Source organism: Occallatibacter savannae (assembly GCF_003131205.1).
GTDB lineage: Bacteria > Acidobacteriota > Terriglobia > Terriglobales > Acidobacteriaceae > Telmatobacter > Telmatobacter savannae.
In genome coordinates this window covers 1,719,701-1,733,497 of sequence record NZ_QFFY01000001.1, presented here as the reverse complement: position 1 = coordinate 1,733,497, position 13,797 = coordinate 1,719,701, and the positions used below count along the sequence as shown (strand labels likewise).

General features: G+C 59.9%; 8 protein-coding genes. 4 read left to right on the top strand and 4 right to left on the bottom strand.

Going from position 1 to position 13,797, the window contains the following annotated elements; genetic code table 11:
• Positions 1-158: 158 nt before the first annotated feature.
• A complete protein-coding gene (locus DHV10_RS07570) occupies positions 159-1,484 on the top strand; it encodes an amidohydrolase (protein WP_109485620.1) in 1,326 nt (441 codons plus the stop codon).
• A 169-nt stretch (positions 1,485-1,653) separates the two neighbouring features.
• Positions 1,654-2,790 carry a sensor histidine kinase gene (locus DHV10_RS07565; RefSeq protein ID WP_109485619.1) on the top strand — a complete coding sequence of 379 codons (1,137 nt, stop codon included), beginning with the start codon at positions 1,654-1,656 and terminating at the stop codon, positions 2,788-2,790.
• A gap of 255 nt (positions 2,791-3,045) precedes the next feature.
• On the opposite strand, the gene DHV10_RS07560 is transcribed toward DHV10_RS07565, so the two are convergent.
• The 3 genes from DHV10_RS07560 to DHV10_RS07550 form a co-directional block, all read right to left on the bottom strand.
• Entirely contained in the window at positions 3,046-3,423 is a 378-nt protein-coding gene (locus DHV10_RS07560) for a DUF3592 domain-containing protein (protein WP_162601292.1), read from the bottom strand.
• A gap of 123 nt (positions 3,424-3,546) precedes the next feature.
• Positions 3,547-3,897, bottom strand: coding sequence for a hypothetical protein (locus DHV10_RS07555; protein ID WP_109485617.1), 351 nt, complete (start codon positions 3,895-3,897; stop codon positions 3,547-3,549).
• Between the two features lie 806 nt (positions 3,898-4,703).
• On the bottom strand, positions 4,704-7,445 hold the full coding sequence (locus DHV10_RS07550) for a GH116 family glycosyl hydrolase (RefSeq protein ID WP_109485616.1): 2,742 nt from the start codon (positions 7,443-7,445) through the stop codon (positions 4,704-4,706).
• Between the two features lie 188 nt (positions 7,446-7,633).
• Here DHV10_RS07550 and DHV10_RS07545 point away from each other — a divergent pair, with 188 nt between their 5' ends.
• Both DHV10_RS07545 and DHV10_RS07540 read left to right on the top strand, forming a co-directional pair.
• A complete protein-coding gene (locus DHV10_RS07545; RefSeq protein ID WP_109485615.1) occupies positions 7,634-8,872 on the top strand; it encodes a hypothetical protein in 1,239 nt (412 codons plus the stop codon).
• 69 nt (positions 8,873-8,941) lie between these two features.
• The gene (locus tag DHV10_RS07540; protein ID WP_109485614.1) at positions 8,942-10,801 is read left to right on the top strand and encodes a VWA domain-containing protein; all 1,860 of its coding nucleotides are present in this window, start codon (positions 8,942-8,944) and stop codon (positions 10,799-10,801) included.
• A gap of 13 nt (positions 10,802-10,814) precedes the next feature.
• Here DHV10_RS07540 and DHV10_RS07535 read toward each other — a convergent pair whose 3' ends face one another.
• Positions 10,815-13,634 carry a M16 family metallopeptidase gene (locus DHV10_RS07535; protein ID WP_109485613.1) on the bottom strand — a complete coding sequence of 940 codons (2,820 nt, stop codon included), beginning with the start codon at positions 13,632-13,634 and terminating at the stop codon, positions 10,815-10,817.
• Positions 13,635-13,797 lie beyond the last annotated feature (163 nt).

The window sequence follows — 13,797 nt, the reverse complement described above, 5'->3', positions numbered from 1 at the left end:
GTAGGTCGCCCCCCCGGCGACCGGAGCGGAGAAACCCGCAGTTGCTCTTCGCAAATCCCCGCAACCCCTTTCCTTCCGCATCGCACTAACTCAGCCCCTTCTCGAACCAGCTATTCTGAAGCCTCACCCGTCTTCTCCGCCACCAGCAAGGAGAGCCAATGCTTCGTCACTGTGCAGGTATCCTGGTCGCCTTCACCCTCGCCACCGTCGGCGCCGCGCTTTCCCAGGAACCTCCCGCCATCGCACGCGCAGTGCCGGAGATCGCCTCCCTCGAGCCCGAGCTAGAGAGCCTCTATCGCGACCTCCACCAGCATCCCGAACTCGCCTTCCACGAGCAGCGAACCGCCGCCGCCCTGGCCGACCGTCTCCGCGTCCTCGGTTTCGACGTCGCTACCGGGGTCGGTGGCACGGGCCTCGTCGCGATCCTCCGCAATGGCCCCGGCCCCGTCGTAATGCTCCGGACCGAACTCGACGCATTACCCCTCGAAGAGAAGACCGGCCTGCCCTTCGCAAGCACCGTGAAGGCCCTCGACGCCGAAGGCAAATCCGTCCCCGTCGCCCACGCCTGCGGACACGACCTTCACATGACTGGCTGGTACGGCACCGCAAAAATCATGGCCCAGCGCCGCAACCGCTGGCAGGGAACCCTGATGCTCGTAGGCCAGCCCGCCGAGGAAATCACCCGCGGAGCCGCTGCCATGCTCGCCGATGGCCTGTTCACGCGCTTCCCAAAGCCCGACTTCGCAATCTCCATGCACGACGAGCCCTCGCTCCCATCCGGCAAAGTCGGCTTCCATCCGGGCTTCTTCCGCGCGTCTTCCGATGCCGTCGAAGTCACGATCTTCGGTCGCGGCGGCCACGGCGGCAAACCCCAGCTGGCCGTCGACCCCGTCGTCATCGCTGCCCGATCCATCGTCGGCATCCAGACCATCGTCTCGCGCGAAACCGATCCGCTCTCGCCCGCAGTCGTCACCATCGGCTCCATCCACGGCGGCAGCGCCGGCAACATCATTCCCGACGAAGTCCGGCTCCAGATGTCCGTGCGCGCCTACGACGACAAAGTGCGCAAGCACATCCTCGCGTCCATCAAGCGTCAGCTTGATGCCGAGGCCGAGGCCTCTGATGCCCCGGCTCCCCCGTCCATCAAGATCACTCCCGGCGCCGAGGTGGTCTTCAACGACCCCCAGCTCACCACGCGCCTCGCCGACGCGCTGCGCCGCGATCTCGGTCCCGGCAGCGTCGTTGAAATGCCCGCCAAGATGACCTCCGAAGACTTCTCCGAATACGGCCGCGCCGGCGTCCGCACCGCGCTCCTGCACATCGGCGCCGTCAATCCGGAGAAGCTCGCAAGCGGCGCCCGCATTCCCGATCTTCACTCCCCGCTCTGGTTCCCTGAGCTCAAACCGACGCTCCGATCCCTCGTAGCCGCCGAAGTCGTCATGCTTTCAGACCTCCTCGCACCCGCGCAAATAGCGGGCAACTGAGCCCTGAAACCGAAGCCGACCTGCACTTGCCGACTTCCCGCCATAACCCGGAGCCCACCTGGTTTCGCGAGCGCTGTCCAGCCGGTACTTAGGTTGCATCTAACTCTCTGAATCCGAAAGCGCAGACGGCTGTCCTTCGGGCGTTCGATAAAATCAGCGTGAGCTTGCGATGAGCGTTCAAGATCCAGGTGGGCAGCAGAGCATCGACGAGCTGGCTCGTGAAAACGAAGCCCGGGTTCAACTCGGTCTTGATGGAGCTTACGTCGGCCTCTTCGAGTGGAATCTCGTAACCGGTCAGTCGCAGTGGTCGCTCGGGTTCTATCGACTCCATGGCCTCGAAGCCGGCGAAGGGGCAAGCTTCGAGCTTTGGCGCAATCAAGTCCATCCCGACGACATAGCGCGCGTCGAGTCAGAAATCCAGAAGGCCCTCGCCGAAGGCGTTTCCCTCGACACCGACTACCGCATCATCCGGCCCGACGGCCAACTCCGGTGGACCTACCTGAAAGCCGTCGTGACCAGAAACGCAGAAGGCGCGCCGCAGCTGATGGCGGGATACTGCGGCGACATCACCCGCCGAAAGATGGCCGACGCCGCGCTGCTCGAGGCACAGAAGCTCGCCATCGCAGGCCGGGTCAGCGCCGCAATTGCCCACGAGATCAACAATCCCCTCGAGGCGGCCTTCAACCTGCTCTATCTCTCGCGCGGATTGTCAACTGACCAGACACAGATCGAGATGCTCGACAAGACGGTCGATCAGTTGCGGCGAGTATCAGAAATAAGCCAGCAGACCCTTCGTTTTGCGAGACCCAGTCAGCCCCGGCGCGTGCTGGTGTCCGAAGTCGTAGACTCAACACTTCACCTGCTCGGCCGCAAGCTATCGCTCGCAGCAGTCGACATCGAAACAGACCTGCGCCCAACCCGCGAACTCTTCTGCTCCCCAAACGAACTGCAGCAAATACTGACGAACATTCTGAACAACGCGGCCGAAGCCTCCAGAGAACGAAGGAAGATCAGAATCCGCGTGAGAGAGGCGATCGCCTGGTGCGACCGAAACGCCCACGGTGTACGCATCACCATCGCCGACGGAGGCCCCGGAATGCCCCCCGATACCCTCCGCCGCTTGCGCGAGCCATTCTTCACGACCAAAGACGAGGCTGGCACCGGCCTCGGCATGTGGGTCGTCGAAGAACTGATGAACAAGTACGAAGGCTCAATCGCGATTCGCTCGAGCACCGATCCCCGGCACCGTGGCACAACCCTCTCCCTCTTCCTCCCATTCGACTCCCACCGGGTTGCGCATTCCTGAACAGGTCCGGTTGTTTTCGCGATCACTCCCGCATCCCCGACCGGCGGAGAACTGCGGTGCGCTGGTCGTTGCGCCCATATAGTTAGCGTGTCTACTAAGCATGGAGTCACTCCGACCGGAGGTCGCCACTGGCGACCGCAGCGGAGAGCCCGCCCTGAGCGAAGCCAAAGGGAACCTGCAGTTGCCTCTTCGAGAGCAAACCCACTTTTACTTCCGAGTTGGCGACGAGAGATCCGGGACGCTTGATCCCAACACTCACAGCCCCAACGAAGTCGGCCTATCGTCCGTATAAGCAAAGGAATCCAGTTCCAAATCACAAATGCCCGGGTCGTTCGGATTGAAGTGCACCACGACCTGCTTGCCCATCGGCATCTCCCGCCCGGCAAAATCCCGCGCAGCCGCCTCGCTCGAGAAGTTCTTGGTCCAGGTTCCCGACCTCAGGTTTCCATCGAGGTCTGGGAATTCGTACGTGAACGTCGCGCAGAAGTAGCACCCGCCGCCCGCATCCCGCTTCTTCTCGACATCAAGCGATTTGATCGTGCCATCCGCAACGGGCCACTTGCTCGATCCCCGATATACCCACAGCGTGCGCCCCGCCACAATCGCAATCACCAGACCGAGTGTGAGCCACACAAGCGTATGAAGGCATGATTGATCGTAAGAGCGCAACCGCCCATAGCGAACCAAATTCGCCGGGGAGAAATTGAATGGCTGAGCTTCGGGCGAATCACCGCCCGACTACGCACAACACCGAGCTTAGAGAGCCCGCTGCGTCGCCAGACCCTTGAAGCGGAACGTCGCCTTCACCCGCCGCTGGAATGGGTCCCCGCCCGTCTCGGAGACATCGGGCAGCGGATTCGGAACGTCGTTGAACGAATACCCCTCAGGCGGTTCGGCCCCACCGGGTACGGCCAGCTCCGGAACCACCGAACCTGATTGCTGCTGAACGGCTGCAACATGCTGCCCCTCCCCGAGGAATGGCTGCAGCGCCTGCACCACGTTCTCGATCATGGTCTTGCGCACACGCAGCTGCTCAAATGCCGCGGCGATCTGGGTGAGCTCGTTGATAGCCGTATCATACGCAATCTGATAGGGTTGGGCGTTCATTCCGTCTTTCTCCACGGGCGCAGTGTAGCACCGGGTACCTTCACTTAAACCAAAGTTCAGGGCCCGGAGTGACCCAAAGGTAATAGGCAGGGGCCAAGTCACTTGGCTGCCGAAAACGAGAAAAAGAGCGAAGTTCCGCCGCCTTCAGCCGCAATTTGTCCTAAGTCGTTGCTCATAGGAGCCTTAGAGAGCTTTCTCCGTTTTGCAGTCTATTTCCGCTTTTCTGCCACACTGTATATAGATCCCGACTCACGCCCGAACACTTGCCGAAGGAGTCCAGAGAGATGTCGCTTTGAAGGCGCGTGTCGCTTTGAGAGGGCACGACTTCACAGCTTGCTGCAAAAGTCCGAAACGGCTGGGTTTTGAAAGGGCACAGATTTATCTGTGCCGATAAGGGGTGCAAATAGAGCGCGGCTTTAGCCGCTGCGGGACGGTTTCGATGAGTCCTGGCAAGACCGGCGCATTTTGCAGCAACCTGATGGGAGATTGAGGAAGGATGGAATGAGAAAGAGGGAAAGAGGAAAGACGAGGACACCCTGAAAGTCCGCTTCCATGCCGAAAGCCGCGGATCGTCCCAGCCCTAAGTCCTTTGTTTAGAGACACCTTGTAAGTAAGTTCAATCCCTGCATACACTTGGCGACCCGCGCTTTTGGCAAATGACTGAAACCAGAACACTTGTTCACAAGGAGTGTGGGGAGGGGGGCGGGGGTACACCACTCCAATTTGAATGTCTGCTTCCGGCTTCAGTGATCACTGATCACTCTCTATATCCCTAGTCCCTAGTCCCTAGTTCCTAGTCCCCGCTCCTAAACGCTCTTCGTCGCCGCCGCATTCGTATGCGCCACAACCTTCCACTCAACCACCCGAGTCCCTTCACCGTCCGTGAAGCTTAGCTTCTCAACCGGCAGTTCACCCTCGATCATCTTCACTGTGACGTTCCGCCCGTCGAGCGAAATCGTCCCAAACCCCGTCGCTGTCGAGAAGAAGCTGGTGAATGGCCTCGTCTTCAGCTTCGGGCCGAAATGCAGCGTCCGATCCACAGCCGAATACCGGAACCCCGACAGCGCTCCCACCAGCGCAAAGCTCGACATCGCGCGCGCATACCAGTTTCCGCACTCATACTCGTTCCACGGATTGCGCGTGCGCCCGTCATACCGTCCGCGCACCGCCCGCACAACCGTCAAACCCTCCTCCACAAATCCTTCGTGGATCAGGTGCGACGCAACCTGGTACTCGATCCCCGTCCACACTTCGTCCGAATAGACGAACGGCAACGTCGGCTTGCCGCCCTTCGGCCAGCTGCAAAGCAGCAGCCCCGGCTCGTGTCCCATCGCGTAACCCGGTCGCTGCGCATTCGCATGCTGACTCAGATCGGTTTTGAAGTTGTTGCGGAAGATGGCCTGCAAAGTAGCGTTCACGTTCTTCTGCGCAAGGAGCGTTTCGATGCCGTAAATGCTCGCCATCCACGCGCCGATCACGCCATCTGAAAGACAGCCTGATCCGTACTGGTACTTCGGTCCCTCGCGCTTAAGCAGTTGCTGCATCTCGCTGCTTTTCTCATCCACGTGTGCAATGGACTGCGCAAACGACTGGTCGTGCAGCTCCTGGTATTCGACCTTCTGCTGATAGTAGTCACCGTTGAACAACGTCTGATCCATGAACGCCGCGCACTTCTGCGCGAGCTCGGAGTACTGTGCCGCATCGCTCGTCTCGCCCACCGCGCTCGCCATCATCTCCATCGCCGACAGCGCGCCCAGATAGATGCTCGTGCACATTCCATCGGGTCCCCAGAACTCGATGTCATATGTATTGTGGTGCGGCTCGAACAGCCCGCCGCGGCGATCCGGATCCCATGTCGCAATGCAGTAATCAATCGATTTCTTCGCCGCCGGATACATGCGCTTCAGCCACGTCGCATCGCCCGAGATCTGCCAGTCGCGATAGACCTTCATGATCCCGCCAAGTTGCCCATCGGCTGCTGCCGGACCGGTATGATCGACCGGCCCGTCCGGAATCGCGCCGCGAAAGTTCACATGTCCGCGCTCGTCCATCGAACGAATCAGTTCCAGATCGCGCAGCGTGCGTTCCAGAGCAGGGAAGAGATGCGGCATCGCCTGCGCATAGTTCCAGACATGCGTGCACGATCCATGACAGCAGCCGGCATCGGGAAAGCATCCCTCCCATCCCCAGATGTTGCCATTCGCCTCCCGCAATATCGTCGGAGCCTTCAGGATCGCGAGATTCGCCGAGACCGCATCTATCACATACGGCGGAAACGACGAGTTGAACAATGCGTTCTTGAACTGGGTCGTCCGCGTGCGCAGCATTGTAAAGTTCTGCTCCACATATGCGGCAACTTCGCGCGCATCCTTCCACACCGTCGAGTAGTAAGGATGCCAAGGCGCAGGCGCATCGGCAGGCAGCGCACGGCATCCTGGCTGGCCTTCCGCAACCGATGCATTCTGCGCCGCAGCAACTCCGCCTTCGCGCAGATAGCAGTTCGGAAAATGCCACGTGATCACGATTGGATACGTGTGCGTTTGTCCCGGATCGAGATGCCCGTCAATCAGGATCGACGCGCCGTTGCGTCCCGCATTGTCCACCGTATTCGAGCCGTCGTTGGTCGTGAACGCCCCCGACGAAACCTCGCGCCACAGTGCCGACAGCGAGTCGAACTCCCAGCCCGGACTGCGCAGCCACATCGCTTTGACCCGTGGCTTTGCGCCGATCGCCGTCAGCGCCGCGCTGCCGAATGCCTCCGCATTGGCCGCCTCGTGGTTGAACAAAAACGCTCCCTTGCCCGGGATCGCTGCGTTCGCGCTCGCCGCCTGATCGGGCCTGCATCCCGGTGCGAGATGCGAAAGGTGATACGAAAACTCGTAGTCGACCGGCTTCGAGGATGTGTTGTGAAAGGTGTATTCGAGGATCGCGCAGGGAATCCCGGAGTTCTTGTCGTCCAGCGGAATGAACGGATTCCAGGCAATCAGCGAAACATCCAGCGGAATCCCCTGATCCGCGAATCGGATCTCGGCAAAGGGAAACTCGCCTCGGAAGTTGCACTTCTCAAACCGCGGAAACCCCTCCGAACCGCTGCGCCGCAGCCCCTGTCCCTGCAGCCCTTGGTCGAAGATCTTGAACGGCGGAAAAGGCCCTTCGATCAGCTTCGTTGTCTGCGCCGCGCCCTTGATGTGCAGAATCGCGAACGCCGCTTCGGGCGAATTCGCCGTAAAACCCGCCGGCAACGCCGTAGTCTCCGGCCGCGTCCTGATCGAAAAGTCCTGCAGTCCCCCGGAACCGTTGATGCAGATGCACCCAGCTCCCAGCCCCCCGATCGGCATCGCCACCTGCGTAGCCCGGTCTCCATTAAACGTCCGCTGCTGCCCCAGCTGAACAAGCTCGCCAGGCACCGACGGAAGCGATTCTGCCCCTGCCCCGGTCACGCCAGCGACCACATGCGCATCCGATGCAGTAGCTGGCACCGCAGAAGCCAGAGCTGCAGTTGAACTCGCAACGAGAAATTCGCGGCGCGATGGCTTTTTCAGCGACATAAACAAAGGCGGCTACGGCTGTGGAAAGGTTAACACCAGCAATCCAAACTCGCAGAGCAGAGACGATTTAAAGACATTTCAGCATTCCGTCTGGGCTAGAATTATGCCTGGCATCCTCTCGCTCAGATTCGAGCGAGCGCGCATCAGAGGCAAGTCACTTCCACCAGCTAGCGGAGAGGTCACTTCAGTTGCGGTTCCTGGTTGTGGTCGGGATTCTCGCGGTGCTTGTGTCGCCGGCTTTCGGCGCCGAAAAGGCAACTGTCGCCCAGGTGGAGCAAATTCTTGCTGAGGCCGCTGCGAAATCCCATGCCGCGCAGCACCAGCCCAGGTCTTCCGGCGAAGTAGCGGAGATCGCCGACAGCGACCTTCTTCCTCGTGTCGACGACAGCGTCCTCTCCCGCCTTGCCGGAATCGAGCTGCTGGACAGAATGAGTACGCTGACGCTGTACCGCCTCGTTGGGCAGTACAAGCTCGACTCCCATGCCCAGATGCTCCTGCAGCAGATGGCCGATCATTCAGCACTCCTGAAGCTACCCGCAGGCGAAGAGATCCCACTGGCCGCGCCGGATGCCGAGACCCAAAGCGCGATCTTCAATGCAGCCCGCGACTACGTCTTCGGCAAGCTGTCCCATTTGCCTGACTTCGTGGCCTTGCGAACGACCACCACCTTTGACAACGCTCCGGCTGCGTTGAAGCTCCTCCAGTCGGGAACCGAGAGCGCCGGATACCAGCGTCGCGAAGTGACGCAGAAGCAGATCACCTTCCGCGACGGCAAGGAAGTTCTCGAGCCATCCGCCGGCGCGAGTGCCGTCAACACCGACAACTCGGTATTTCAAAGCTCTGGCGAGTTCGGAACCGAGGCCGCGGTTGTGCTCATGGACCTTCAGCAGGGAATCGTCGCATTCGACCACTGGGAAAACACGATGGGCGGAGTCGCGGCCGTTTTTCGATACTCCGTTCCGCGAGCCACTTCTCACTACGAGGTCACCGACCGCTGTGACGAGCATGGCCGGTTCCACGACATCCCGGCTTACCACGGAGTGGTGGCGCTCTCACCCCGAAGCGGAGCCATCCTGCGCCTTACGCTTGAAGCCGATACCGATCAGGGCGATCCTGTCTCTCATGTAGCCAGCGTCATCGAATACGGTCCGGTTGTCATCGGCAGTCAGCGATCCATCTGCCCGCTCCGCAGCATTGCGTTCATGGTGCAGGAGGCGCGCGGTTGCTCGCGGGGCAGCCACAAGCTGCAGAAACCGATTGCGTTGGTCAATCAGACCATCTTCTCCAACTACCACCGCTTCGGGTCAGCTTCAACGATGGTCTTCGACGCCGCAGATACCGGAGATTCGGTGGCCGGTGTGGCTTCGCATGGGAAAGCGGCCCGCGATGAAAACACCAAAACCAGTACGGAACGTCCACAGCCCTGATCGAAGCAATCTTTCCGCCTGCTGGCAGATCGAGTGCTAGTCTTGTTGGTCGTAATAAGGGGTCCTGCCATGAAGCGTTTGCTCTCGACTGTTGCGGTTCTGCTTCTTCCTTTCGCTTGTGCATCGGCCCAGAGCAATGACCAGCAGGAGTCCGCTGGTCCGACGCTGAAGGTCAACAGCCGCGCAGTGCTGGTCGACGTGATTGTTACCGACAAAAATGGCAATCCGGTGAAGGGCCTGAAGCAGAGCGACTTCACGATTCTGGAAGACGGCACGCCGCAGTCGCCGTCCTTCTTCGAAGAGCACACGGCCGAAGATCTCGCAGCGCGTTCCTCGAAGCTTGAGTTTCCTTCGCTTCCGCCAAACGTCTTCAGCAACTACTCCCCCTTGCCCACCCCACCCGCAGTAAACGTCCTTCTCCTCGACGCCCTCAACACGCCCGCAGATGATCAGATGTGGCTGCGCCGTTCCGCACAGAAATATCTCAAAACCTTGAAGCCCGGCACCCGGCTTGCAATCTTCACCATGGGCATGCGGCTCAGTTTCGTCGAAGGATTCTCTGACGACCCGGCTCTCCTTGCCATGGCGCTCGGCTACCGCAAGTTCGACAAGGCTGAAGCGGCGGTGATGCTGCAATCGATGGGAGAGCTCAATGCCCTCAACTCCGTCATCGCGCTCATGGTTGCCCAGGAGAATCAGGGGCCCGACAGCCCTGTTCCCGCAGTCTCACCGGAATCGGTCGCTGCGTTTCAGAATTTCTTGCAAGAAACTCGTTACGGTCAGGACAGTGATCGCGAGTACAAAACTCTTGCCGATCTGAACCAGCTCGCAACCTTCCTCGGAGGTTTCCCGGGTAGAAAAAACGTCATCTGGATGTCGGGCGCTTTTCCGCTCGAGTTGTTCGGCAAAACCGACATGCGCTTCGACGATTCGATTAAGACGACCATCAACCTGCTCTCGGCGGCGCGGGTTGCAATCTATCCGGTGGACGCGCGCGGCGCCACCGTCCAGCAGTTCTACACGGCAGAGAATATTCTCGATCCGACGATTACCAACGGATCTCAACTCCTCGGGGCACCACCAGGAGCTTCCGCAAACCCGCCCAACGCCGGGCAGAGCCAGGGCGGCTTTGCCGGCAGCTTGCTGAATGAAAGCGAGAAGCGCGGCAACAGCAACTCGACCATGGACATGCTCGCCGAGCAGACCGGCGGCAAGGCCTTCTACAACCAGAACGACCTCACTTCGGTCATAGCCAAAGTAGTCGGTTCGAGCGCTGACTTCTATACGCTCTCCTATGCGCCGACCAACGCCAACATGAATGGCGCTTTCCGCAACATCGCCATCAAAGCTGGCGATGGCAAATACAAACTCTCCTATCGCCGTGGGTATTTCGCACGCGAAGAGAATCTGCCCGGCGCCGCCGGCGCCATCCAGCATGAAGCAGCTGTCGAAGCCTCAGAGGATCCCACCAAGCGCGATCCGCTCGCGCCCTTCATGGAATTCGGCATGCCGCAAACCGAGCAGATCCTCTACAAAGCGCACGTCCACCATGCCGATGCAAAGCCCGGCGATGATTCAGATCACGATCAGAACAACCGCCGCTACGCGATTGATTTCGCAGTGGACCTGGCCGACGTCGGGTTGAAGCTGGAGCCGGATGGAAATCGCCATGACACTCTCAACATCTCCTGGATCGTTTATGACCGGTACGGTCAGGTCGTCAGCCGGGAAGACCATCTGGTTCAGCTGAATGTGAAGCCCGATGTCTACCCCGTGTTCCAGAAGAATGGAGTCCAACTGCACGGAGCCGTGAAGGTCCCAAAGGGAGACTACTGGCTCCGCACCGGAATCTACGATGAGAGAACGCGCAAAGTCGGCACTATGGAAGTTCCTCTACGCCTGGTCAGAGACGAACTAGCAACGAGATAGCGCCACCCCGGCCTCATCTTTGTGCGCTCGCCGCCTTTTCATCTCCCTTCCAAGCCTCTACCGGTCCCAGATTCAAGCTTTTGAGTCCGGGCTCGATCTTGGCGCGATCGCCTACGGCAACGAGCAGCACATTGTCCGGATGCACATAGCGGTCCGCTGCCTGCTGGACATCCTTCGAGGTCACCGCTTCAATCTGCCCCGGTAGCTGAGCAAAGTAGTCCGGCGGCAGCCGGAAGAGCCACAGATCGTTGAGCTGCTGGTTCACGGCACCTGCGCTCTCGAAACTCCCCGGCAGCGAGCGAATGATCGAGTCCTTTGACATGCGAAGCTCCGCTTCAGTCAGAGGCTGCGTATGGATAGCTTGAAGTTCATGGAACAGTTGCTCCGCGGCGGGCGCAGTTACGTCGGCACGAACCTCGGCCCCGGCGATGAACGGCCCGGTTCCACGGTAATACCAGTAAAACGAAAACGCTCCATAAGTGTATCCATGCTGCTCGCGCAAGTTCATATTGATTCGCGAAGAAAACAGCCCACCCAGCATCGTGTTCATCACTGTAAGCGCAGGGTAATCGGGTGCGTTGCGCGCCACACCGACCCCGAACGTGAGCAGCGCGGTCTGAGGAGCGCCAGGTTTATCGACCACGAGCACCTTGCGTTGCGGAGCTTCAGGGGCATGCGGCAGACTCGGCGACTCGGCTGCGGAGCTCCAGTCTCCGAACGCCTTTTCAGCCAGCTGCCGCGCCTGTTCGGGAGTGAGGTCCCCGGTCAGTTCGAGCAGGCTGCTCTTCGGGCCATAGTGTGCCGCGTAAAACTGCGCCACGTTGTCGCGTGAGATCGATTTGAGCGAATCCTCCGTCCCAAGCTCGTCGTATCCGTATGGATTTGTCTTTCCAAACAAGTTCAGCACTCCCGTTCGGATGCCAAGTTGGAAGGGCACATCCTGTCTCTGGATCAGCGAAGTAAGGCGCTCCTTGCGCACGCGCTCAAGATCGTCGGCTGGAAACGATGGATGACGCGCCGCATCGGCCATCAATTCCACCCCGCGCCCCACATAGCGTGACAGCAGCGAAATGCCTATCTGCGCAGTGTCAGGGCCGCTGCTCACATTCAGGTCCGTCCCCAATAAGGCGGCTGCCTTTGCAATCTCCTCAGCCGAGCGACTGGTCGTGCCTTCGGAAAGCATCGCCGCCGTCGTGCCTGCAAGGCCGGGATGGTCCGGCGGGTTGGCCCCCGTCCCCGCAATCGTGACAAACTGCGCGCTCACGATCGGTAGTTCGTGGCGCTCTACCAGGAACACGGTCATGCCATTGTCGAGTGTGAAAACCTCAGGCTTGGGCAGAGCCAGGGCATGCTGAGGCCCGGGCTTGGGCGCGGTGGCTCGCCATGCCTGTGCCGCTTCAAACTCCGCCGTGTACTCAGGCTTGATCTTTACAGTTGCATCGCTGTCTTGAGGGCTGCGCGGCACATCATTCAGCATCTTCTTGCCGGGAACGCCATAGATCACCACGCGCTGTTCCTTGCCAAGAGTTTGCGCCGCCACCTTCAGCACAGCCTCTGGAGTCACCGCGTCATAGCGGGCCAGGTCCTTCGGCAGGTAGCCGGGATCTCCGGCGTATTGGTTGTAGTAGTTGAGTTGGTCGGCCACTCCACCGAATCCGCCGAGCCGCTCCAGCCCTGAAATGATCTGTGTCTCGATCTTGTTGCGCGACCACTCCAGTTCTTCCGCTGTTGGACCGCTGGCCGCGAAGCCGTCAATCACCTTCTCGGCTTCCGCCTCCAGCTTCTCCGGCGTTATGCCCGGCTTCGCCACCAGTTCACATTGCATGTTGGACGAAAGCGCAGCATCCTCCTCGGTGCAGGTGGCAGATTGCGCAATCTGCTGCTTATACACCAGTTCGCGATACAAGCGGCTCGACTTACCGGAGCCAAGTACGTTCGAGGCGATATTCATCTCTGCATCGCCCGGTGCTAACGCGTGCGGTGTTAGCCACGCCAGGATCACCTTCGGAAGCTGCACAGCATCGGTCACCGTGACGCGCTTTTCGCGCGTAATCGGCGGCGTCGCTACGGCGCCCGGTTTGACCTCGGGACCGCGCGGAATCGGTCCGAAATACTTTTCGAGCTGGGACTTGATCGTTGCCGGATCGTAATCTCCCGCGATGGCCAGCGTTGCATTATTCGGGCAGTAAAAGTCTTTGAAGAACTCGCGCACGTCCTGCAGGCGCGCCGACTCGATGTCGGCGTGAGACCCAATAACCGCCGCGTAATAGGGATGGCCCTTAGGAAAGAGCTGGTGATACACCTCCTCATTCACGAGGCCGTATGGCTGTCCTTCCAGTCCCTGGCGGCGCTCATTCCGCACCACGTCACGCTGGTTGGTGAGCTTCGCTCGATCGAGTGTGTCCAGCAGGAAGCCCATGCGGTCGCTCTCCAGCCAAAGTGCGAGCTCGAGCTGGTTCGAAGGCATCGTTTCAAAGTAGTCAGTGCGATCCCACGCAGTGGTGCCATTGATGTCCGTGCCGCCGGCTCCTTCTACGTATTTGAAATGCGCCTTCTCGCCAACGTGCTTGGAGCCCTCAAACATCATGTGTTCAAACAAATGCGCAAACCCGGTGCGCCTGGCGCGTTCCTCCAGCGGACCGACGTGATACCACAGGTCCACCGCGACGAGGGGCAGCTTATGGTCCTCATGCAGTAGCACCTGAAGCCCGTTGTCGAGCGTGAACTGCTGATATGTGATCTGAGCCGAATTCTTGTTCTCCGGCCCATTCTGTGCGCCGGCAATGAGTAAGGTTGCAATCGAAAAAGAGGCAAATAAAAGCGCGCGTGTCATGTGTCGAAGTTCCTCCAGTTACGCGAACCACTCAGGGGTTTCGATCCGTCGATTCCGTCTCAGTCAGAGATACGATTCGACGAGATCGTAAGGTTAGACACAGAACAACCACAGAATGCATGAGGACGGAAAGCCCCGAAACCCGCGGGAGAGTTCAAGGCTG